Here is a 24,005-nt window from a genome sequence, read left to right as displayed (position 1 = left end):
GATTATTCCTTCCCTTCGTTACTAATCTCTTCTATTAAACTAGTTTCACCATACTTCTTCCTCTTTAAGAACTGCCCACTTCCTGCATTACCTACAAATCGTTTTTCTCTTATGACAAATTCTCCACGAACTAATACACTCACTGGTTCACCGGTTACCTCCATTCCCTCGAATGCATTATAGTCGACTGCCATATGGTGGGTTTCGGAAGAGAGTGTTCGTCTACTATTTGGATCAAAAATAACTAAATCCGCATCTGAACCAATTACAATTGTCCCTTTCCCAGGATATAAACCAAATAGTTTTGCACTTCTAGTAGAAGAGATGTCAACAAACTGGTTTAATGTTATTCTCCCTTTTTTAACTCCTTCAGAAAACAATATACTTACTCGATCCTCAATCATCGGTCCACCGTTTGGAATTTTTGAAAAATCGTCACGACCTAAGTCTTTTTGTCCTTTAAAGTCAAATGAACATTGATCGGAACCTAACGTTTGCAGATTTCCATTTTTTAATGCATTCCATAACACATCTTGGTTCCATTTTTCACGAAGTGGTGGAGACCACACGTATTTTGCTCCTTCAAAGTCAGGCTTTTCTAGCATAGACTGATCAAGCACTAAGTATTGTGGGCATGTTTCACCCCATATATCAATTCCATTATTTCGGGCTTCCGTTATTTTTTCAACAGCCTCTGCACAAGTAACATGAACGACATATAATTGTGAATTTGCTAGACCAGTTAATGTAGCCGCTCTTCCAGTCGCTTCACCTTCTACTTCTGGAGGACGTGTTAATGCATGGTAAATTGGCGCTGTTTTTCCTTCAGCTAAAGCTTGATTGATTAAATAATCGACGACATCCCCGTTTTCCGCGTGCACCATTACTAGTGCCCCATATTCTTTTGCTGCTAATAAAGTACGATACAACGTCGCATCATCAGCTTGAAATACATTTTTATAAGCCATAAATACTTTAAATGATGTGATTCCCTCTTTCTCAATTACTCTAGGTAACTCTTGTAATACATCATCATTTATTTCACCAATCATAAGATGAAAACTATAATCGATCACTGCTTTATTTTTTGATTTTTCATGCCATGTTTCAATTGCTTTTTGCAGTGGTACTCCTTTATTCGTTAAACAAAAATCAATAATTGTTGTTGTTCCACCAAAAGCAGCCGCAATCGTTCCTGATTCAAAATCATCTTTTGTGACAGTCCCACCAAACGGCATATCTAAATGTGTATGAGGATCTACTCCACCTGGAAAAATATAATGACCTGAAGCATCAATAACTTCAGCATCTGTCCGATCTAAATTAAATCCAATTGCAGAAATTTTGTCTTCCTCTATTAAAATATCAGCCTTGTAAGTATCCGTTGCAGTAACAATCGTTCCATTGCGAATGATCTTCTTCATTTTCTTTTCCTTCCCCCCTTTAAAATTGAATATTGATTAGCTCTTGCTAATGTCTTTAAAGCATGTTGGCGATTATTCCAAGTCATCGAAGGTTGTTTACTTGGGGTCTCTACCATGTTAATCGCATCTTCCACTGGACACACTATTTTGCATAAATTACATCCTACGCAGTCTTCCTCCCGAACCTTTAAATATGACTTTCCATTTTCATCGATCGCCATATCTATACATTGGTGAGATGTATCTTCACAAGCAATATGGCATTTATTACAGTTAATGCACTCTTCAGTATCAATTCTAGCAACTACTTGATAATTTAAATCTAAATTTCCCCAATCCGAATACTTATGAACTGCTTTACCTACTAGCTCCGTTACTGAGGAAAGACCTTTTTCGTCTAAATAGTTATTTAACCCATCAATCATGTCTTCAACAATGCGGAATCCATGATGCATTGCTGCCGTACAAACTTGAACACCTGTTGCTCCCATTAATAAAAACTCTACTGCATTTTGCCAATTCGATATTCCTCCAATACCGGAAATTGGTACTGAAATTCGTGGGTTACGTGCACATTCGGCTACCATATTTAATGCAATTGGTTTTACTGCTGGCCCACAATACCCACCATGCGCACCCTTCCCGGCAACATGTGGAACAGTATTCCAAGAATCTAAATCTACACCCATTAAACTATTGATTGTGTTAATCATACTGACTGCGTTCGCTCCACCTCGAACTGCTGCTTCCGCCGTTACTGTAATATCAGTAATGTTTGGAGTTAGTTTTACAATAACAGGTGTCTTTGCAACTTCTTTTACCCAAAAAGTTTGTTGCTCGACTAATTCAGGAACTTGACCTGATGCAGATCCCATTCCTCGTTCTGCCATTCCGTGTGGACAGCCAAAGTTCAGTTCTAATCCATCAACGCCGACATCTTCAACTCTTTTTACGATTTCATGCCATTTGTATTGCTGCGGTTCAACCATTAGTGATGCAATAATCGCTCGATCTGGAAATTTCTTTTTCGTATCGTAAATTTCTTTTAAATTTACTTCAAGAGGTCGATCAGATATGAGTTCGATATTATTAAACCCAGCAACTCTTTGTCCATTGAAGTTAATCGCAGCAAATCGGGAGGAAGTATTAATAATCGGTTCACCTAATGTTTTCCAAACTGCCCCTCCCCAGCCAGCCTCAAACGCACGTTGCACTTGATATCCCGAATTTGTTGGAGGAGCAGAAGCTAGCCAAAATGGGTTAGGTGACTGTATACCTGCAAGATTTATTCGTAGATCTGCCATGTAAGAAAACCTCCTTTTAATGGTTTAGCTGCTTATGAATCGCATAAGCTACTTCTTTACCTTGCTGTGCTGCAGTCACGACCATCGCTTCCCCTTGCCCTTTTCCAAATATGACATCACCACAAGCAAATACTTTAGGATTTGAAGTCTGAAACGTTTCTTTGTTGATTTTTACAACTCCATCATTATGTTCTAACCCAAATTGTTCGATTAACTCTGTATAGCGTGTTTGACCAATCGCTTTTATGACCCCGTCAACTGGAATCGTAAAATTTGAATCTGGAATAAGCACAGGCCTGCGGCGACCGTCTTTACCCACTTCACCTAACTCCAATCGAACACACTCAAGTGCGATTACTTTTCCGCTTTCACCAATTATTCTGATTGGTAAAGTTAGCCACCGGAATTCCACACCATCTTGCTTAGCAAAATCATATTCAAATTGATAAGCAGACATTTCTGATTGCGTCCTGCGGTATAAAATTTTAACATTGCCAGCACCTAAACGAACTGAACATGTCGCTGCATCAATTGCCGTATTTCCAGCTCCAATTACCACCATGTTTTTACCTATAAAGCGATTTGTAAACTCGCCCGATTTTGTCTCTTTCACGAAATCAATTGCATCATAAACTCCGTCCAAGTCCTCTCCTTCTATATCAAGCATCGGTACTTTTCCCATACCTACTGCCAAAACTACCATGTCATAGTTTTCTACTAAATAGTCTGATGATATATCCGCTCCAACTCTAGTGTTCGTATGAATTTTCACATCTAATTCTTCTATTTGCTGAACTTCCCAGCTAGATATTTTTTTTGGAAGACGGAACGAAACAATTCCATATCGATTTAATCCTCCTGCATGATTTTCCGCTTCGTAAATTGTTACATCATAGCCAAGTAGGGCAAGTTCACGAGCAGCTGCTAAACCGGATGGACCGCTACCCACAATAGCAACTGTTTTTCCATTCTTATTTCCAGCTTTAAATAATGCTTGATTATTTTTGATCGCCCAATCTGTTGCATAACGTTGTAAATTCCCAATCATGATTGGTTTTGTAGAATGATTAAGTACACATGCACCTTCGCACAGTTCTTCAGTAGGGCAAACTCGAGCGCAGCTTGCTCCAATTGGGTTCGATAACATAATTGTTTTGGCTGAACCTTTTAAATTACCTGAACCTATTTTCTTAATAAACGTGGGAATATCAATCCCGGTAGGACACGCTTTAATACATGGAGCATCATAGCAATAAAGACAACGATGCGCTTCTTCGAATGCTTCCCGTTCCGATAATCCAGGATGTACTTCTTCAAAATTCTTCGATAAATCCTTTGACGAGATTCTATTCACTAACAACACCCTCCTAGTAGCTATAAGTTACTTTTTAAGAACGCGGAATATACGATTCATTAAAGCTATTTCTAAAATTGAGGTATTTCAATATATGTTAAATTAAATTGATTTAGACATGTTTATGTAAGGCCTGTCATATTGAATGTTTTTCAATTTTAGGTTGATAAAAAAATAAAAGCCCAAACCCTTACTAACCTGGGTTTGAGCTTTTTGCACAACAGTAATTGTTATGAATTTGATTTTTCTTTATATTTTATTCTTCACAAAAACAGTAAATCGTTTTCTATAAAAATAGATCAACAAGACGATAATTAACAGTCCTAAAATGACTTTACCGAATAAAGTAAACTCTAACACTTGATTAACAGAATACGATTCAAATAATATGACAGGTAACTTGCCAATAAAACTAGCTAACATGAAGCTTGACCATGTGATTTTTCCAAAGGAAGCGAACAATGTAATCAGGCTAGATGGAATAAAAGGAATAAAACGTAAAAATAACACCCCGTAAAAAGCTTCTTTTCCTTCTAAGCTTAACAGCCTATTTAATCCTTTAAATTTAGTTGAATTACTAATAAATCTTTTTTGTAAACCCTTTCTATATAAAATGAAAGATACGAATGTACCAACTAATTCACCTATGAAAGAGACTAAAAATCCACCAGTAAAACCGAATAATTTAATATTGATTGCTGTCAAAAACCAAGCTGGTATAATACCAACAATACTAATTAGAACATTAATTAATATACTCAGGATGACAGCGTAGTCTTTGTATGTATTTAAAAAATGTTCTATTGCCGAAAGTGTCATAATTTTCCCCCATTTTTTTAACCACTTAATTGTACAACATTTAGTATGATAAAAAAGCTAAGGTTACAAAAATACATAAATCTTCCAAAAATTAAAACCTATTTACTAGTTTAGACATCGAAATTTTAAACATACTAACCAATTTAAATTTAATTTTTCAATCAAAAAAGATGATTTCGAATACATCACGAAATCATCTTTATGACTAATTTTATTCTTCTTCAGTTTGTCCTTGGAAAAATATAAATAAATATTTTACTAATTCTAAAACTGATATTAAGGTTGCCGCTAAATACGTAAGAGCAGCAGCTCCTAAAACTTTATTTACACCTTTTCTATCAGAATCGTGGATTATTCCTCCTGCTAGCATTAATTTCTTTGCTCGTGAACTTGCATTATATTCAACTGGTAAAGTGATCAGTTGAAATGCAACCGCTACTGAAAATAGTAAAATCCCTACCCCGATTAATGAAAATGCTTGAAGTAAAAATCCTGCTAGTAGTAGTAACGGCGCTGCTCCTGATGCGATGTTAACAATCGGAAAAATCCGATGACGAAGTGTTAAGAATCCATATGAGGTATCATGCTGTATCGCATGACCTACTTCGTGAGCTGCAACTGATACAGATGCAATCGATCTACCATAATATACTTCTTCTGATAAACGAACTGTTCTTGCCATAGGATCATAATGATCTGATAAGCGGCCAGGTACTACTTCCACTGGTACATTTGGTAAATTATTATTATTTAATATATATCTTGCTACTTCAGCTCCAGTTAACCCACCAGATGCTGGCACTTCAGCCCAGTGATTAAAGCTAGATTTCACTTTAAATTGTGCCCAAATCGATAATCCAAAGGCAATCAAAATTAGGAAATCCATAGGGTGAAAAAACATTTACATTCTCTCCTTTTAAAGAATAAATGACAGTAACGTCTGAATTAACTCTGATGTTTGTGACGTTAATTGACGGATAATATTTAGTTTTTGTTCCTCAGTTAAATTTTCTAGTAAAAATTTTAATTGTGATAATTCATTCTGTAACTGATTCATATGAACAGTTACTTCCTCTGTTAGAGGGGCTATGCTCTGATTCTCGACCATCGCAATTTTTTTCTTTTCTAAGATTTCTTTTATTTCTTGGAGTGGTAAGTGCATAGATTTGCATTGCTCAATAAATTTTAAAGTTTCTAAAGAAGTTTCGTTATAAAAACGATGTCCCGTCTCCGAACGCTCTGGTTCTAGTAATCCTAGGTTTGTATAATAGTCAATTGTGCGCTTTGACACTCCCACTTCTTTTGCTAATTCTCCAATTTTATAAACAATCCCAATGTTTTCACTCTCCTTATATTTGTATTATATGTGAATTCGATAAAAACGTACAGTAAAACGTTACGTTGTTCGAATCTGTTATGTAATTACTATACCTTCGCTGCTTTAAAAAATGAGTCTTAAAAAAATAGAAAGAAATAAAAAATCTACATCTTAAAGTCCAGAATAGTAAGAGAGTATATGGGAAAAAATAGGAAAATATTTCATTTGAAGAAAAGAGGAGTGTTTAATGATTGCTGACCGCGATTTAGATAAAAATGAAAAATCGCTCCGGGAATTGCTATTTAATAGTTCCGACTTCAAATCCAGCAATTTCGAGTCCGGTGACCGCCATTTTCGGATTTTTTATTTAGATACAATGATTGAAGATACTTTAGTACAGGAACATATTATCCGCCCATTACTTAATCATCCAACTGGTAGTGTACGTGAAGCTGTTTCCATATTAGATTACAGCGAGACAGAGCTTCTGTCTGTTGCATCGAATGCGCTAATTGAAGGTAAAACTGTAGTCCAAATTGAGGGCGACTCAAAATTCTATTTACTTAGAACCGAGCTAATTAAAGAGCGCACTGTAAATATTCCTTTAAATGAGCGTGTGCTACGTGGATCTCATAGGGCAATGAACGAAAACTTGAATACAAATCTCAATATATTGCGTAACTTAGTTGCTACGCCAGACCTAGTCATAAAGTCATATCAAGTTGGCCGTAGATCGAATACAAAGGTTGCGATTCTTTATTTACAGTCACTTGCTAACGAAGTTGTATTACATGAATTTGAACGTAGAATTTCTAATATTGATATCGATTACATAGAAGCACCAGGTTTTTTTCAAGAATTAATTCAGGATAAACAATTCTCGCTATTTCCGAAAATGCTTATAACGGAAAGACCAGATCGTGTAAAATCTTACCTAATGGACGGAAAAATTGCGTTTCTAGCAGATGGTGCGCCAGACTGTGCTATTGTTCCCATCTCATTCTGGGCATTCTTTCAAAGTCCAGATGATTATCAAGTCGGTTGGTTATTTGGTAGTTTCTTACGATTTTTGCGCATTATTTGCTTTATAATTGCGATTAGTTTACCTGGCTCTTATGTAGCGCTTGTTACTTTCGATCCACGGGTTCTCCCTTTGGATCTTGCTCTTACGTTACAAAGCTCTATGCAATTCGTTTCGATGCCACCAATACTAGAGGCCATTACAATGCTTGCCATACTTGAGATTTTAAAGGAAGCAACCGTCCGTTTACCTAATCCAGTTGGTCAATCAATAGGTGTCATTGGTGGGATCGTAATTGGAACGGTTGTTGTCCAATCAAATCTAATTTCTAATATGATGGTTATCATCGTAGCAATAACGGGGATTGCTTCATTTATTATTCCATCGTATGAAATGAGTAATACAGCACGATTGTTAGCGTATCCTTTTATTTTCATGGCAGCACTCTTTGGTTTGATTGGTTTGGAAGTTTCATTTTTGTTGATTCTGACCCATTTAGCCCGAATGAATACAATGGGGATTCCTTACTTTTATACATGGTTTAATCGCGATGCAATTAAAGATACTCTTTTTAGAGCGCCAATTAAGAGCATGAAAAAACGTCCATTGGAAAGCTTGGCTAAAGACGAAACAAGAATTAGGGATCCAAGGGGTGAGACTGAGTGATTCAAATAAAAAAGATTACGATTAATCAGCTTATTTGTCTCGTTATTCTCAACCAGGTTGGTGTTAGTGTTTTATCTATACCATACAAAATGTCTAAAACATCAGGCTACGATTCTTGGATGTCCCTCATTATTGGAGGAGTAATCTCTCAAATTGGAATTCTAATCCTGTACCAACTTGGAAAACGTTATCCCGATCGCCCATTTCAACAATACATAAAATCAATTCTTGGAAAACCACTAGGATCGATTATTAACTTACTATTTGCGGTTTATTGTGTACAATCTTTTTTAATGGTTGTTGTTTCTTATTCTGATATCATTAATCGCTGGATATTATTTGAAACTCCTTGGTTCGTCCTAATAGGCATATTAGTTATCATCGCAGGGTATGTTGCTACATCAACACTCAGGTCAATCGCTACCATTACCCAGTCGATTATGTTCATGTTTTTTATCTGTTTTGTCATCATCTTTATAAGTGGTTTTGGAAAAGGGGACATACGGCACTTTTTACCAATTGGTACTCATGGGATTGCTCCGATCCTAAAAGGGGCGATTCCTGCCTTTTGGGCATACGCTGGGTACGAGTTACTTCTTTATGTATTTCCATACGTAAAATGTAAAAAAAATAGCGATATCTTGATTGCTATGTCGGTTGCCAATGGATTTACGACTTTATTTTACGTATTTATTGCGTTTATTGTTACCTATAACTTTAGTGAGCATCAATTAAATTACATTCCTGAACCGATGGTCTTTATTCTTCGTAAATTCAGATGGCCAGTCGTTCAAAGTCTAGATATTCTCTTTATCTCAATTTGGCTATCTGTCGTTTTAGTAACAGCATATATTTACTTGTTTTTGTCCGCACGTTATTTAGCTTTTCTCGGTAAAAGTGAAATCAGTAAACACACTCTTTTAGTTTGGATTATCGGTATAATATGCTTCGTAGCAGGGGTTTTTTTCTCAAGCAGGCATTTTATTCCCGTATTTTCCAACTATCATAATATTACCACTGCAATAGTGATATTGGGATTGCCGACTTTACTTCTTCTAATATCATTCATAAAGGAAAAGGTGGCGAAAAGATGAAAAAAGCTTTTTTTTTAATTTTACTATTGCCACTATTGACCGGCTGTTGGGATCGATTGGACTTAAAAAAACTGGATTTAGTCGATGTAAATGGCTTTGACTTAAACGAAAAAACAGGAGAAGTAGAGGCCTTCTTTCTAATTACAAAACTAAAAAGCACCGGACAAGGTACCGGGGAGTCAATTTCAGAAGTGAGGGAACTTAAAGGACCAAGTTTAGCAGAAGCAATCGGTCAATGGGAATTCAAGGACAAATCACCATTTATAGGGATAAGCACGAGAATTTATATGATTAGTCAAAGTTTTGCTTCTGATGATCCCGTTTCAGAGCTTGACTTTTTACTAGGTGCTCCCTATTCATCTATAAACACTCCTTTAGTAGTTGTTGACGCTAAACTTTCTAAAATATTTGGAGATACTTCAAAAACGAATAAAGAGTTTTCAAAGGATATGAATGAGTTTATAGTCTCGATGGAGAAGAATCGAACGATCCCTACAGTTTCTATGATGAACTTTATACAATCCCGGGACGAATCATTGGGTGATTTAGCGTTACCTATGTTAACACTAAAAGATGAGTGGTTGGAATTAGGCGGTGCCTTATTATTCCGCAATGGTACACCTACAGGGATAAAACTTGATAAAAATCAAGTTAAAATGATGATGTTATTGGAAGGTGGAAACACGGGAAGGCAAAGGTTTACTGGAAATCTATCTAAAGAAAATGGTGAAAAATCCTCCTCTGATCAGACAATCAAAAACAATTTTGGATTTACAGTCAAAAGAAATTTTTCAAAAATTACTGTCTCCAATGCAAGTAATTTGCCGAAAATCAACATTAAAGTACAGATGCAAGTAAGTGTTTTCGAGCTTGGTAAACAAGGGAATAAGTTAAAACCTGATATTGCCAAACTAGAAAAAGAACTTAATAATCATTTTGATGAAAAGGCATTGGAATCAATTAAGACGATGCAATCAGCAAATTCCGATGTACTTGGTATTGGCAAGCAACTAAAGGCATACCATCCAAAAATTTGGAAGTCTTTAAATTGGAGGAAAGACTATCCTAATATGACAATTGAACCTGAATTTGACATAACGATTCTTAACTCTAATTAAAAAAATTAATTTAGTTTGATCGTAAAAAAAGGATATTCTCATCCTACGAGAATATCCTTTTTAGTGTGTAGACAAAGTCCAATGAACTTTATTTTCAGACTGATTGTGGGTGCTTATATACTTTGATGTAATTCTAGCTGGTCGATATTTAAAATATCTACTAGTTTATTTGATTTAAATAACGATCTACTCCTTTTGCTGTATGCCGAGTTGGTCTTCTATCCGATTAATCCGATCATGCAAAAGCTTCCCTTTTACACTTGAATTAAAATATGGATCGTCCTGCCACCAATTTAAACCAATCTCCATCGCTTTATCAATTGAAGCAACTACAAGTCGAATCTTAATTGTGAGTAATTCTACATCTGCCAAGGCGATTTTAATATCTCCTGCAATGACGATTCCCTTATCCAAAATTTTCTCTAAAATATCTAAAATATTAGTCGATTGTGCTGAATGTTGCATGTTTTCTCCTTTCTTACATTAAGTTCCCTAAAGGTCCTAAATCTATATTTAAGTCTTTTCCTTCAAGTCCAAATACAATTTTTAATTCTTCCATTTTTTCTTCTAAATTCAAAAGGGCCGTACCAAGTTTTTCAATTTCTTCATCTAAAAGTGTACCACCCTCTACCCTTTTAATAGCTTGCCGCTCTACGAGTTGCCTTAGCAATTCCAAAATTGTAAGCACAAGTTGAGCTAGTCCTTGTTCAGCATCTTCTGGATTCAAATTAATTCTCTCGGAGGCTATTCCCCGATTCGCTGACATTCTTTATCCCCCTTCCATGAATCGATTCTACTGCTGTCACTAGTAAGCAAATATTCACATATACCAAATCAATATCTGCAATAGAAAGGATGAGATCACCTGTAATAACTACACCTTTATCTAGGACTCCATCTAAAATATCTAATAATGTGATGTTATCATTTTGACTGTTCATGTAATTTTAGAATCCAAACTAGCAAAATGATAGAATGGCCATGGTCCAGAAATCTCTACAATAATTCCCTTATCCTCATACTTTTGTCTAAATTCTTTTATTAGCAGTTCAAAATTCTTTCTGCCGTCTTTTGAGACTAGAGAAGTACTATTGTAGATCATATCAACATTTCTTCCTGTAGCATTTCGGCTCCAATTTTCTCTTGTTTTATTGCCAACCGTTGATTTGATTAGATTATTTTCCAAGCACTGAGATATTAAACGCAACTCACTTTGTGCTTCATTTTCGAGTAGTTGTCCTTGCTTTTTCTTCACGAAGAATTGTTTCCCAGGAGATAATACTTTCAATTCGTCCCTCATACTTTGAATTACTTTACTATGTCGCTCCAATACTTTAAAAAATTTCGATTTATCATAGTACATCTTTACGTTCCATTCTTCTTTTTCTTTTAATTGCTCAAAAAGGGATACGATATTAAGCTGTTCCTGCGACAAATCCTCTCTTAATTTTTCAATACTTGAATAGACCGTACAAAACTTAGAAGGAAGAAATAAATAGTTTTTAGAATAAGTCACAATTGTTTCATGATGATGAACTGCATTTTTGTGTACCCATTTTGGATTGTCCATCTTTTCTCTTAGAACTGACTCGGCAAATTCTTCTTCTCTTAAATAACAGAAAACTGCTGTTACTTTTTCAAAAATTTCATAACAAGTTTGATCTTGATCAATCCCCTTTACTGAATAAAAAGGTGAATCTGTTAGTTGGATTGTCGGTAGCAAACCATATAAATAAATGCTCAACTCCTTGCCTCCCGTTCATTCATTTTTGCGACTTGATATCGCAAAAGTAGTTCCTCTTCTTGTTGTTCATAAATGTCCTGCGAAATTTCTCCTAATTCATACATCATTTGTAGACGGATCAATTGTTGCTCGATCGTTTTCGAGTCAAATAAAACGCGGTCAGCTTCCTCCTTTATTTTTTCACCTAATAGAATGATTGATTTTAGTGGAAAGGCTAAAGCTTTAAAAATCATGACCGATCTCCTGCCGTTATGGTTAACTGAATAAAGTTATATGCAGGCCATGGTCCAGAGTATTTAAATTCCACTTTATCCTTCCATAATTCATAAAATTCATTAACCTTTTCATCAAAAATTTCTTCTTGTTCTCGATCAATTAAAAAGGCTGTATTGAGTAGCATGGTTTCGTATATTGGAGGGTTTGATTTAGAAGCACTCGAAAGTGTAGAAAGAGGTAAATAAATCTCATTGTACAGATCGTGTTGCAGATTGTAGAAAAAGTCCTTCGTTTTTTCTCCAAGTTTAATCTTTTCGTAAAATGCAGCTTCTTTTTGCTGATTTACTTTCTCCTTAAGTTTTTGTATGTCAGCATTCATTCGTATTTCTTCTTCCAGCCACTCCTTACGCGCAATTACCTTTAAACCAACCTCAATTTTATTGTTTATTTTATGAAAGACTGATTGCAGTTCATCATTTAATTTTTCTAGTAATAAATGAATTTCTTCTGAAGAGGAAAATACATTATTAAAACTCATTGGAATAACCGTAAACTGTTTCATAACGAAAGAGATTACACTTTGATGGGCTAGTACATTTGCACGAGTTGGAAGATAATCTCGATTAGGAACATCTGCAACAATCATTACAATTTCTTTATATTGGATCGTATTTAGTTTTATTTCCTTTCCTTCCCACTTTGTGAAACCAAAATTGGGGACGACATTTGTTTGAATCATACAAAAAGGATATACACCTTCGCTCATTTTAATCTCCCTCCATTTGCAAACTGACAATTTTTACAATGAATTGTTTTGCTTGAGAGTATGTTTGAACTTTATCTGCTTGTTTGAGATGAAACCAAAAAATATCTGTGCATAAGATTTGAAACTGTTGATCATAAATTGTAATTGGAATATTATTTCGCTTTGCGATAGTGGCTAACTTGATTGAGGTACGAAGACTTTGAGGTTCAATCTTTCGGCAATGATGACGGACAATTTGCACTAAATTAGCAATATAAAGACTTTCTTTATCCGATAATCCAGTTAGATGTGATAAGATGGAGCACTCTGTTTCATGATCCATTTTTTCTAACGGAATCGTAATTAATCGATCAAGAAGTGCATCTTGTGCTTCAAATACACCAACATACTCCTGCGGATTGCTTATAAAAATAACTGAAAAGTTAGGATGTACTGGCAAAAAAGACTCTTTCCTTTTCATTCCATATAAGGGGATCACTCTTTCTTCCAAAATTGATAAAAATAGAGTGTTAGTTTCTGGATGTGAACGAGTGAATTCATCATAAATCAATGTATATCCTTTTGTTGCAGCTTCTATAATAGGGCCGTTAACCCAGTTTTCTTTAATCGTTTCTTCTTTTTTGTAGACAGAATGAATGTAGTTATCTATCACTTTTTTGTTTGTATAGCCATTAAAACTCCCAAGTAAATCCTTATTAGTCATTTCGTGATTTCCATGAATTAATAGAAACGGTCGACCCATTTGTTTTGCAATGTGAAGTGCAAGTGATGTTTTTCCAACACCAGCTGGTCCTGTAAGATGGACTGAAAATCCAGATTGTAAATATGACAGTACCCTATCTGTTAAGCTATTCAAATAAGGAGACGATCTAAAGCTTTTTTCCATTGTTCTCCCCCTCATTCATGTAGAATTGCGCCTCTAGCACGCAATGACTTTCTTTGAAATGAAACAATTTCTAATTCAGCACTGAGCAAAACAGTATAAACTCCTACTAACTCCTCTTTAGCATGAGCTTTCATATATTCTTTTTCTTCAATTACCTCAACGGTTAGCTCCCAACCTTTGTCAGATTTATGGAGGTGAGTAATTCTATGAACTGGTCGAATATACTGCCCAAAAAAAGTTTTTACTACTTCTAGTATTTTAATAATTTCCATAATAGCCCCCTTGTCTAAAAAAGTAGACCAAAGCATAAAGCCTTGGCCCTACTTGCTTAAGCAACTTCCTCTTCCTCTTCTTCTTCTTCGTCTTTCAGCAATCCTACTGCTTCTGCATATCGTAACCAAGTATCAACACTTGCGATGACAACACGAGCTTCAATTGCTAGAAGCTCGATGCCGACAAGTGATACCCTTACAAATGCATCAATTACCACCCCTTTATCAAGAATACGGTCGATTACTTCAGCTAGGCTGGAAGAATCTACACTTTTTTGAATGGAAGCCAACATGTATCCCTCCTTTCTTAATTAAAATAAGAAAGAAATGATAGAAAACGAGAAAATAGGTTTTCTCGATCGAGATCCTATCTCTTTCCATCTATCCTATGGGACAAGCAAGTTGAGAGTGATAGACTTTATTCAAAATGAATCAAAATTACCACACTCCAATTTTTTCCAATTGAAGCATAACCTCGTTTATTGGGCAATCAGCAGAGAAAAAGCGAAATAAATCTGGTATCATAGCAAATTGAAAAAATAAAAAACCATGAACAAGTGCAATTGTTCATGGTTTTTCAACGTTTCTATATTAAGAAAACTCTCTACTTAATTATTCCTCCCAATAACGACGAGCACCAGAAAACTCTTCAATATAGCCAGGTGTGTTTAACGGAATAATTTCAACACTTCTAGCAGCATTAGGAGCTTGAATCATTAAACCATCACCGATATACATTGCAACGTGATGTACTGATCCTGTTCCGTTTTTACTTGCAAAGAATAGTAAGTCTCCTGGTTGAATCTCATCTTTGTTTACTTCCTTACCACTCTTAGATTGAGGGCCAGAATCTCGTGGAATTGTTATACCATATGACTTAAATAAGCTATATGTAAATCCTGAGCAATCAAACCCAAATCCAGATACACCAGCCCATAAGTAACGTAAACCAAGGAACTTCTTCGCTGTATTAATTAAATTTTCAGGCGTTGCCTTAGGAAATTGATTTTCGTTTTGATATACGGAAACATCTTCTTTTTTAATAAATTTATTACCATCATCTGGTGTTGCAACCATTACGACATCCCCAAAGTCTTTAATAACAGGTAATCGTGTATTAAAGCTAATTTCCATAAACTTATGATTTAGAGCTTTTCCATCATACAACCAAGCCGTTTGACTAGATACCATAATAAACGGGGTATCCTTATAATTCTCTAAACGATTATCTGTTGTTAATTGTCTTTTTGGCATCCAACCTGGATAACCTAGGGTGTTACGTGGAGTAGGTTGTCCATCTACAGCAACCTTTACCCAGTCACCTGACTCTTCTAAAATGGTTACTTTTGTACCATATACCGCTTGAGTTTCAAGATAACTTGTTAGCCAACGACGAACTTCTGTATCTTCCATATTAGCAGACCATTGACGCGGATCAACTGGATTGCTTAAAGATGGCGCATCAATATCTCTAACTTGGAATCTACCATTTGTTGTCCATTGTGTTGAAACAGACACATCTATGTAAGCTGTCTCACCTGGAGTAAGTTCTTCTTGAGATTTTGCTAAAGATTGGTTTGCCATTGTAGAAAGTAAAGTACCTGCAACACATAAACTTAAAATTAAATTTTTTGTCTTTTTCATCGTAAAGCTCCTCTCCTTATTTTAACGAAGACTTTTAGAAAATCCTCGGTGTAGCCCTAAGCCAGGTAGTAAAGATAAGTGCACTTCATCACCTATAAATTCAATTCCATCAAAATCCTGGTTCTTTAACCAAAGTGGTGCATCCAAATCGATTTTTTGAATGTTCGGATGCGCTGTAGCAATATGTGCTGCCGCAAGTACTGAGACCGAAGTTTCCATCATACTTCCGATCATGCAAGGAATATTCGCTCTTTCAGCAATATCTGCAATTTGCAGTGCTCTTCTAATTCCCCCTGTTTTCATCAACTTAATATTTAGAAGATCAACTGCATTCTCTTTAATCAATCGTAGTGCATCTTGTGGAGAAAAAAGACTTTCATCGGCCATGATTGGTGTATTGACGTTTTGCTTAACAAATTTTAATCCATCAATGTCACCTGCATGTACGGGTTGCTCAATTAACTCGATTTTAGAATTCAGTTGTTCTAATTCTTGGATAATCGAAACGGCTTGTCTTGGAGTCCATCCTTGGTTGGCATCTACTCGGATTGTGACGTCATTACCGACTTTTTCACGGATTGCCATAATTCGTTCCATATCCCTTGTCCAGTCTTTTCCGACTTTGATTTTCAAAATAGAAAAGCCGTCCTTGATTATTTGCATCGCATCGTGACTCATTTCATCCACTGTTCCTACACTAACGGTCATATCGTTTTTTAATTGATTTGTCCGCCCTCCAAGATATTGATAGAGTGGAAGATTAAGATGTTGGCATAATGCATCATACAGTGCGATTTCCATTGCGGCCTTTGCACTTGTATTTGCCACACATGAGCGTTCAATTATTAAAGAGAGTTCATTAATATTTCGTATATCTCTTCCTAGTATTAGTGGTGTAAGGACAGTCTTTAAAATCGTTTCAATACTTTCTTTTGATTCACCAGTAATGGCTAAAGTTGGTGCTGCAGCTCCTACTCCGACAATCCCGTCTTCTAACTGGACATATACAAAGACGTTCTCTATTTCGGTAGCTGTCCTAAGAGCTGTTTTAAATGGCTTTTTTAAAGGGAAAACTTCTGTTTGAACTTGTATTGATTGTATAATCATTGTTTTTTTCCTTTCTATTTAGAATAAAATGAGTTTCTAGTAAACTTCAGAAAATCTAGTATTAAATAAAAAATCCAGCTATTAGAAAGGGACTTCCCCTGCTAATAGCTGGATTTCATCTACGAAAATAGATAAAGCAGCATTACGTTTCGATTATTTGCATGTATTTTATATGTGCATTTTTAAACGCTACAGTCAAAGCTTTTTGGGATGAACCAAAATACCGTGTACTAATTTCATCTATTACTCCATCCACATTTAACATCGATTGCCCTTCGAATAAATGCTTCACAAAGGATGAAGTTAGAGAAATAGTAGCTGAGCAATCAGCATCAACAATCAAATGACTCTTTTGATCGACTACCAATCCAATAAAAAAAGCATTATACTTCTGCATAATTGGATTATTAGATGAAGTCTTTGCATCTCCAATAATATAAATAGTATCTTTACTGAACAATTTATTTCCTCCCGCAAATCAGGTATTCCGTGCAAAACTCCAACCGGAAAGGAAAGAATTGGCAACGGCATATGTATTCGCTTATAGTATATCTTAATATACGAAACTGATTTTGACAATATATTATGAATATTCTGCTTTAACAAAAGGAAATGTGAACTAGATGGAGACTCTTACTTTTTTACTAGATTTTAAGCAAACATCTAAAATTTAAGTACGAAAGAAACCTCTTGAAGTACAAGAGGTTTCTAACTTCTTATTCATTCTTTTTTTACTATCCTCTTATTAAGATATAATTTTAAAACGATACAACTAAAAGTAGTCAGTTTTAAATGGAATTATAAGAATGTTTTATTGTATTAAAGCTACCAGTTCTTAGATTTGTTCCTTGAAAATATAATGTCCAAAGTTTGTAAATGAATTAAAAAGATTATTTCCGTACCCAAATACTGCAATTTGTTTTATTAACTTTATATTCTCCTTTATCACTATATTATCTCGTTTCACGTTTTAAATAGTTTGTTTTTTTATCTTTGCAATTAAACTCGAAATACTTAAACCTTGTACTAATAAAGAAAAAACTACATTTACAAATACAATTAGTACAATGCTTTTAAAATAAGGAAAATTATGAGGTAATGTTAATGCAAGTGAAATTGATAAAGCTCCTTTTAATCCTCCCCAATTAATAAGAAACTTTTCAGCACTTGTAAAACTCTTTGCTTTAAATAAACTAATATAAACTGCAATTGTTCTGGCAATTAAGGTAATTAAAATTGAAAACAAAGTTAATTTCCAATTAGAGAAAATGTTTAATCGGTACACTTCAATTCCGATAAGCAAAAATAAAATTGTATTTGAGATAAATGAAATAATATCCCAAAAACTATACATATAATTTTTTGTATTTTCATTCATTCCTATTTTTTTGCCATAGTTACCAAAAACAATACCACCAATAACGACAGCTATAACTCCACTTCCATGAAATATTTCTGCAATTAAATAGCTACCGTAAAATAAAAGAAATGAAACCATTGTTTCAAGCGGGTAATCATCAACTAAGCTAATTAAATAAGAAGCGATAAATCCTAACACTAATCCAACAATCACACCTATAAAGACAATCTTAAGAAATAAAATAAAACTTGCCCCTAAAGCACCAAATAACCCTTTATTCATGAAGCTTATAATGTAAACTGTAGAAATTTTGAATAGCACCACAGCTATTCCATCATTAAATAAACTTTCTCCTTCTAAACTTATCGCTATTGATTTTTTAGCCTTCATCACTTTTAAAATACCCATTACTGAAATTGGATCGGTTGCACACATTAAAGAAGCAATCGTAAGCGATACGACAAATGGTAAATGGCAAATATAAGTCAATACTAGTGCAATGATGATAAAAGTTAAGAATGTCCCAAATAATGCTAGTCTTGCAATTTCCCCTTTAAATTTATTTATATCTTTAAACTCTAATTTAATTGCTGCTTCTCCTAATAAAGAGGGTAAAAAGAAGCTTAAAACAATGACAGAAAAAAACTGATGGTCACTAAACATATAGGCTATTTTATTAAAAAAAGGAAAATTTAATAAACCAATTAATAAACCTAATATGACAAGGAAAATTGTATATGGTTTTTTTAACTTACTTGCCAAAATCCACACTAAAACTCCTGCTAACAAAAGAATTAATATACTTTCAATCCAACTATTCGCATTTTCAATTAAATTTGTTTCCATATCATTTTTAAACCTACTTTCTAACAGCCTAAAACTTCATAGTTCTATTTTTTTCCATTTAATTTTTTTAATACGATATGAAGACATAATTTTGAAAATAAGGATTGAAACATTCTCATCATATTAAGATCAATATATCCTTTATACAAAAATAGCTTGTAGACAATTGGAAATTACCACTTTGTCTACAAGCTGACATTTCATATATAGAATGCGTTTTTTAGTTAGAAAACCTTTGAAATACTTTTAATTCACTTTTTGAATTCTTCCTTCAACTTCATAAACGAAAGGTCTTGGAAGTGATTTAACATAATCTACAGTCGCTCGAAGATCTTCTGGTCCTACTTCTAAATCAGTAGAACGTTCGCCAATACCATATTTTGTATTTCCGTACATATAGTTGTTTACTACTACTGAATATTCTTTGTTTGGATCAATTTTACTACCGTTTGGTAAAAAGATGTCTACTACTTTTTTAGTCGATGAGTCCCACGTATACTTAAATCCAGCGATATGGAAATCTAAGCCCTTATCGGTAATTTGGTTATTTAATACTGTTTCAATGTCTTGACCGCTAAGCATTACTTTATTTAATACATTTCCAAAAGGCTGAATTGCGAATAAATCACCAAACGTAACTTGACCAGCGTTAAGTTGCGCTCTAACTCCTCCACCGTTCATCATTGCGAAGTCAGCATTCATCGCAGCTTTCATTCCATCTGCAATTAAATTACCTAATGCAAAATCACCATAAGTATCAGAAGATGGATATCCTTTTGGTAAACTTTGCATTGAGTCTCCAACAATTTCAGCTTTAATTGGCATAATTAAATCTTCATATTTTTTCATGATCGCAGAAACTGTCGGGTCTGGTGTATAGTCTTTTTGATAAACTGTTACTACTTCTGCTTGCTTCTTAACAATCTCACCTGTTACTGCATCTAGTTCTAAGTCTACATCTGAAAATGCAGAACCGTACGAATAAGCTTGTACAATTAATTTATTATCTACTTCTTTATTAACAAATACATGATTATGAGCAGCAAAGATTACATCTACTTCATCATCAACTTTTTCAGCAATATCAGTTGCATCAAATAAGTCTGCTTTACCCGTTTGTAGTGTAGGATTATGTGCTAGTACGACAATTGCTTCGATGCCTTGTTTTTTTAGAATTTCCGTATAGTGGTTAATTGCCTCAACCTCATCACGGATTTCAAGCGTTTCGTTTCCTTTTCGAACGATCATTGATGGCGTTTCTTGTGTAACAACACCGATGAAACCAATTTTTTTACCGCCAACTTCTTTGATTGCATATGGTTGTGTGATTAATTGTCCAGTTGAAGTATCGTATGCATTAGCAGCGATTACTGGAAAGTTCATTCCATCATATCCTTTTGTACCCTTTGGATGTTCACCACCATTAATCATACGGTTTAATTCAGCTATACCTTCATCAAATTCATGATTTCCAACTGTACCAACATCAAAGCCTATTGCTTCCATAACTTCTACAGTAGGTTCATCTTGGAACAATGCGGAAATCAGTGGGCTACCACCAATCATGTCACCAGCGTGAACTAGTAATGTATTAGGATTAGTTGCTTCACGTTGTTTCATAGCAGCAGCTGTGTATTCCATGCTTCCTGCTAGTACTTCTTGTCCATTCAGCGTAACTTTTGTGTCTGTATCAAGTTGTCCGTGAAAATCATTTAATCCAAGTAATTGAACTTTAATATTTTCTTTTGGAGCAGTACCTAAATCTATTTTAAAAATGCCAAATCCTGAAAGATCCGTTTTATTTGTAAATGTAATATCACTATTTGGCTTTATAAATTCTTCCGCTCTTGGTGAAGTCGTAAACGTTACATTTACATTTCCGCTAATCGGTGCAATCGACCAGTTATGATCTGCAGTTGGTGTAATTGTTTTTGATTCAGAAATGTAATCCATTAAGATTTGACGATTTTCATCAGCAGAATCTACTACAAGTTCACTACCTTTAACACCTGGGAAATTACCACCACCACCAGCACGATAGTTATTTGTTACAACGATGAATTCCTGATTTAAATCAATTGGTTGTCCATTATAAGTTAAATTTATTACTCGACTTGAATTACTATTAACAAGATTTCCGTTCAAATCATACTTTGCTGGTTTTGTTACATCAATTTGATAGTTCACACCATCAATTACATCAAAGTTATAAACAGGGAAAGCTGGATTTAATAATGCTTGTTCTTCTGCTTTATTAGGATCAATTTGATTGTATTTACCAGCCGTCATTTCAACCCATTCTTTAACAATAGAACCTTTTACTTTAATTGCTTTTAACGTATTATCATAAAGATAAAGGTCGCCTGCACTTCTTATCGTAAGATCGCCTTTTTTAATCTCAGTATATTCAGCTACACCATTGCGGCCAGCTTTGAATGGCGCACCCACTGATAAAATTGGTAATTCTTTATATTCTGGTTTCTTTTCAGCAATATATTTTTCTACAAACCATTTTTGTGCATTTGTAACTACTTGAATCGATGGATCGTCTTGTATCAATGAAAAGTAACTATGAATATCATCAGTAGTTGTTCCAATCGGTGTATTAACATACTTAACTGTTGCATCATGATTTGGTTTAACAGCATTTACGATTTCTTGATCTGGAACTACTGTACTTTCTGTTTTTGTTTTACCAGTAGAAGGATCCTTTACATCTGCCCATATTTCTCTTGTTGAAGACTGGGAATTGATTACTGACCATTTTCCTTTTTCTTTTTTAAGTGTTAGGTCAATTAATCCTAATGAACCACCACCGTATCCCGCTTGAACGGCAGGTACGCCATTAATTGTTCCTTTCGAATTATCAACACCTGGTAATGGCTTTTTATCTGCCCCTAAAAATAATGCATCAAGTGTAGCCTCTGATTTTGCTGGAAATACCTTATGTGTATGAGAAAACGTAATTGCATCAATACCAGGTACTTCACTTAATGAATAAATAACGTCTTCAGTATTTTCTTTATTTGCATTAAATCCTGAATGAGTCATTGCAACAATAACATCTGCACCGTCTTTTCTCATTTCAGGAATGAATTTTTTAGCTGTTTCTACTATATTTTTAGTGATAACTTTTCCATCAAGATTTGCCTTGTCCCACTCATTAATTTGAGGCGGTACAAACCCAATAAAGCCAATTTTAATTTCTTGCTTCTTCCCTTGTTCATCAATCATTTTTTTCTTAATGATTTTATAAGGATTAAATTTGTTCTGATCATTAGTAGGATTTTTATCGTGATCATCTACGTAAACGTTTGCATTAATGTACGGAAAATCAGCATCATTATATGCTTCGTTTAAAAAGTCTAATCCATAGTTAAATTCATGATTACCTAAAGTTGCAATATCATAATCCATTATGTTCATTGCTTTAAATACAGGATGAACTTCTCCTTTTTTTAACGGGTCAATTTTTGCTTCATAAGTACCGAGTGGAGTACCTTGTATTAAATCCCCATTATCGACTAAAACATTATTTTGAACTTCTTTACGAGCTTCCTTTACTAACGTAGCAGTCTTAGCTAATCCCACTTTTTCATATGCTGCATCTTTATAGTAATCATAGTTTAATAAATTTGTATGGATATCTGTCGTTTCCATAATTCGAAAGTTTACTAAATCCTTTTCATCTTTATTCTTTTTAGATGCAAGCACATTTACAGGTTCAGCCTCTTTTGATGTAGCATACGCCGGTGTACTCACAACTGACATACTTAATAAAGATAATGCTAATGAAAATGATATCGCTTTCGAATTTTTACGGTTCTTTCTCCTCATTTATATTCCCCTTAAATACTTTATTAGGATTTGATTAAAAATTATCCCCAAAATTATTATAAAATTAAAATAGGTTAAAATATATTTAATTATACTTAAATAAAGTTAACTATTTCTTAAGGAGAAAATAAATGAATTTAGACCATTTAGCATATATTGTAGATGTTTCGAAAACGAAATCACTATCAATGTCAGCAAAGAACCTACATATTTCTGTTTCCGCAATCTCTCAGGCTATAAATAATTTAGAAGAAGAATTCGGATTTAAAATTTTTACACGTTTACGTAATGGTACAATTCCTACCACTGAAGGTGAAAGATTAATCGAAAAATCCCTCAATGTATTGGAACACGCCGAAAAATTAAAGCAGCTTGCTATCAACCAAAATGCTAGAATGCAAAAAGAAATCAATTTAGCTTCCGTACCTGGATTAATGAACTATCTGATCAAAGTAATTAAATTGATTAAAACGGAAAGTCCAAATACAAAAATAGAGGTTTATGGAAAAAATACGCTAGATATAATAAAAGACGTAAAAGAAAATAAAATTCGTTTCGGTTTGATTTGGATTTATGATGAGTTACTAAAAGCTCACAATGAATTAGTTTTCGATATTTTTCATGAAGTTAATATCAAAGTTTGCGTAAGTAAAAACCACCCTTTAGCGGAATGTAAACAATTAACGATAGAAGATTTATCACACGAAACATTTGTCATACATGAGGAACAATATTTGAAATGGTATTATGATGAATTTTTAAAGAGCAAGACAGACATTTTATTCACAACAAATAATATTGATAGCATTAAAAGCGCAGTCTTAGAAAATATTGCTATAACAATTAGCACAGACTTTGTCGTACAAAATGAGCCTCTTATTAAATCTGGGGAAGGCATTTCAATTGATCTAATTAATCCATATCACCGTCCCTTTTATGTAGGTTGTGTCCGTAAAGAGTATCCACCACTTTCATTAGCTGAAAAAAAATATATTAATGAATTAAAGAAAGAATTTACCTTAAAGAAAATAGGAAATGAATAGGATTGAAAAAGCTGGTCTAAAAGGTAATTTATACCTTTTAGACCAGCCTTTTTAAATAGTCATTTATTTTTTATAATTTTAGATAAAAGTTTTCATAGTTGTAGGCATTAAATATCAATTGCTTATCCACATACTAATTTACAAGAGTAGAGATTCTATCTATTCT

General features: G+C 34.3%; 24 protein-coding genes. 4 read left to right on the top strand and 20 right to left on the bottom strand.

Annotated features, from left to right (window positions below; translation table 11 throughout):
* Positions 1-2: 2 nt before the first annotated feature.
* From hydA to ABEY15_RS07300, 6 genes are all read right to left on the bottom strand, one after another.
* Positions 3-1,424, bottom strand: coding sequence for a dihydropyrimidinase (gene hydA / locus ABEY15_RS07325; protein WP_429889464.1), 1,422 nt, complete (start codon positions 1,422-1,424; stop codon positions 3-5).
* Positions 1,421-2,728, bottom strand: a complete 1,308-nt coding sequence (gene preA / locus ABEY15_RS07320) for an NAD-dependent dihydropyrimidine dehydrogenase subunit PreA (protein WP_429889463.1) — start codon at positions 2,726-2,728, stop codon at positions 1,421-1,423. The genes hydA and preA overlap by 4 nt, the downstream gene beginning before the upstream one ends.
* A 16-nt stretch (positions 2,729-2,744) precedes the next feature.
* Positions 2,745-4,073, bottom strand: coding sequence for an NAD(P)-dependent oxidoreductase (locus ABEY15_RS07315; RefSeq protein ID WP_429889654.1), 1,329 nt, complete (start codon positions 4,071-4,073; stop codon positions 2,745-2,747).
* 258 nt (positions 4,074-4,331) lie between these two features.
* Positions 4,332-4,901, bottom strand: coding sequence for a TVP38/TMEM64 family protein (locus ABEY15_RS07310; RefSeq protein WP_429889462.1), 570 nt, complete (start codon positions 4,899-4,901; stop codon positions 4,332-4,334).
* A 211-nt stretch (positions 4,902-5,112) separates the two neighbouring features.
* A complete protein-coding gene (locus ABEY15_RS07305; RefSeq protein ID WP_429889461.1) occupies positions 5,113-5,802 on the bottom strand; it encodes a zinc metallopeptidase in 690 nt (229 codons plus the stop codon).
* Positions 5,803-5,817: 15 nt separating this feature from the next.
* Positions 5,818-6,237: a MerR family transcriptional regulator gene (locus ABEY15_RS07300; RefSeq protein ID WP_429889653.1), complete on the bottom strand. Its 420-nt coding sequence runs from the start codon at positions 6,235-6,237 to the stop codon at positions 5,818-5,820.
* Between the two features lie 229 nt (positions 6,238-6,466).
* Here ABEY15_RS07300 and ABEY15_RS07295 point away from each other — a divergent pair, with 229 nt between their 5' ends.
* The 3 genes from ABEY15_RS07295 to ABEY15_RS07285 are packed head-to-tail and all read left to right on the top strand — an operon-like array spanning position 6,467 to position 10,118.
* Positions 6,467-7,906: a spore germination protein gene (locus ABEY15_RS07295; RefSeq protein WP_429889460.1), complete on the top strand. Its 1,440-nt coding sequence runs from the start codon at positions 6,467-6,469 to the stop codon at positions 7,904-7,906.
* Entirely contained in the window at positions 7,903-9,000 is a 1,098-nt protein-coding gene (locus tag ABEY15_RS07290; protein ID WP_429889459.1) for a GerAB/ArcD/ProY family transporter, read from the top strand. Before ABEY15_RS07295 ends, ABEY15_RS07290 begins: the two co-directional genes overlap by 4 nt.
* On the top strand, positions 8,997-10,118 hold the full coding sequence (locus tag ABEY15_RS07285; protein ID WP_429889458.1) for a Ger(x)C family spore germination protein: 1,122 nt from the start codon (positions 8,997-8,999) through the stop codon (positions 10,116-10,118). Before ABEY15_RS07290 ends, ABEY15_RS07285 begins: the two co-directional genes overlap by 4 nt.
* A gap of 186 nt (positions 10,119-10,304) precedes the next feature.
* On the opposite strand, the gene ABEY15_RS07280 is transcribed toward ABEY15_RS07285, so the two are convergent.
* The 14 genes from ABEY15_RS07280 to ABEY15_RS07215 all read right to left on the bottom strand — a co-directional run bounded on the left by ABEY15_RS07280 (position 10,305) and on the right by ABEY15_RS07215 (position 22,796).
* Positions 10,305-10,583, bottom strand: coding sequence for a gas vesicle protein (locus ABEY15_RS07280; RefSeq protein WP_429889457.1), 279 nt, complete (start codon positions 10,581-10,583; stop codon positions 10,305-10,307).
* A 13-nt stretch (positions 10,584-10,596) separates the two neighbouring features.
* Positions 10,597-10,884: a gas vesicle protein K gene (locus ABEY15_RS07275; RefSeq protein ID WP_429889455.1), complete on the bottom strand. Its 288-nt coding sequence runs from the start codon at positions 10,882-10,884 to the stop codon at positions 10,597-10,599.
* Positions 10,847-11,059 (bottom strand): gas vesicle protein, encoded by a 213-nt coding sequence (locus ABEY15_RS07270; RefSeq protein ID WP_429889453.1) that lies wholly within the window; start codon positions 11,057-11,059, stop codon positions 10,847-10,849. Before ABEY15_RS07270 ends, ABEY15_RS07275 begins: the two co-directional genes overlap by 38 nt.
* Entirely contained in the window at positions 11,056-11,862 is an 807-nt protein-coding gene (locus tag ABEY15_RS07265; RefSeq protein ID WP_429889451.1) for a GvpL/GvpF family gas vesicle protein, read from the bottom strand. Before ABEY15_RS07265 ends, ABEY15_RS07270 begins: the two co-directional genes overlap by 4 nt.
* Entirely contained in the window at positions 11,859-12,095 is a 237-nt protein-coding gene (locus tag ABEY15_RS07260) for a gas vesicle protein GvpG (RefSeq protein WP_429889449.1), read from the bottom strand. Before ABEY15_RS07260 ends, ABEY15_RS07265 begins: the two co-directional genes overlap by 4 nt.
* Positions 12,092-12,844, bottom strand: coding sequence for a GvpL/GvpF family gas vesicle protein (locus tag ABEY15_RS07255; protein ID WP_429889448.1), 753 nt, complete (start codon positions 12,842-12,844; stop codon positions 12,092-12,094). The genes ABEY15_RS07260 and ABEY15_RS07255 overlap by 4 nt, the downstream gene beginning before the upstream one ends.
* A 1-nt stretch (position 12,845) precedes the next feature.
* Positions 12,846-13,730, bottom strand: coding sequence for a gas vesicle protein GvpN (gene gvpN, locus ABEY15_RS07250; RefSeq protein WP_429889447.1), 885 nt, complete (start codon positions 13,728-13,730; stop codon positions 12,846-12,848).
* Positions 13,731-13,741: 11 nt separating this feature from the next.
* Entirely contained in the window at positions 13,742-14,002 is a 261-nt protein-coding gene (gvpO, locus tag ABEY15_RS07245) for a gas vesicle protein GvpO (RefSeq protein ID WP_429889446.1), read from the bottom strand.
* Positions 14,003-14,058: 56 nt separating this feature from the next.
* Positions 14,059-14,295 carry a gas vesicle protein GvpJ gene (gene gvpJ / locus ABEY15_RS07240; protein ID WP_069033480.1) on the bottom strand — a complete coding sequence of 79 codons (237 nt, stop codon included), beginning with the start codon at positions 14,293-14,295 and terminating at the stop codon, positions 14,059-14,061.
* Between the two features lie 319 nt (positions 14,296-14,614).
* Positions 14,615-15,646 (bottom strand): NlpC/P60 family protein, encoded by a 1,032-nt coding sequence (locus ABEY15_RS07235; protein ID WP_429889444.1) that lies wholly within the window; start codon positions 15,644-15,646, stop codon positions 14,615-14,617.
* A 21-nt stretch (positions 15,647-15,667) separates the two neighbouring features.
* A complete protein-coding gene (locus ABEY15_RS07230) occupies positions 15,668-16,753 on the bottom strand; it encodes a dipeptide epimerase (protein ID WP_429889443.1) in 1,086 nt (361 codons plus the stop codon).
* A 142-nt stretch (positions 16,754-16,895) separates the two neighbouring features.
* The gene (locus ABEY15_RS07225; protein ID WP_429889441.1) at positions 16,896-17,213 is read right to left on the bottom strand and encodes a DUF3870 domain-containing protein; all 318 of its coding nucleotides are present in this window, start codon (positions 17,211-17,213) and stop codon (positions 16,896-16,898) included.
* Between the two features lie 510 nt (positions 17,214-17,723).
* Positions 17,724-18,959, bottom strand: coding sequence for a cation:proton antiporter (locus ABEY15_RS07220; protein ID WP_429889440.1), 1,236 nt, complete (start codon positions 18,957-18,959; stop codon positions 17,724-17,726).
* Positions 18,960-19,205: 246 nt separating this feature from the next.
* Entirely contained in the window at positions 19,206-22,796 is a 3,591-nt protein-coding gene (locus ABEY15_RS07215; protein WP_429889439.1) for a bifunctional 2',3'-cyclic-nucleotide 2'-phosphodiesterase/3'-nucleotidase, read from the bottom strand.
* Positions 22,797-22,927: 131 nt separating this feature from the next.
* Between ABEY15_RS07215 and ABEY15_RS07210 the strand changes: the two genes are divergently transcribed.
* Positions 22,928-23,839 carry a LysR family transcriptional regulator gene (locus ABEY15_RS07210; RefSeq protein ID WP_429889437.1) on the top strand — a complete coding sequence of 304 codons (912 nt, stop codon included), beginning with the start codon at positions 22,928-22,930 and terminating at the stop codon, positions 23,837-23,839.
* Positions 23,840-24,005: the final 166 nt, after the last annotated feature.

This window comes from Gottfriedia acidiceleris, assembly GCF_050457485.1.
Lineage (GTDB): Bacteria > Bacillota > Bacilli > Bacillales > Bacillaceae_G > Gottfriedia > Gottfriedia acidiceleris_D.
The sequence above is the reverse complement of the archived record's forward strand: the minus strand, read 5'-3'. Positions and strand labels throughout refer to the sequence as shown.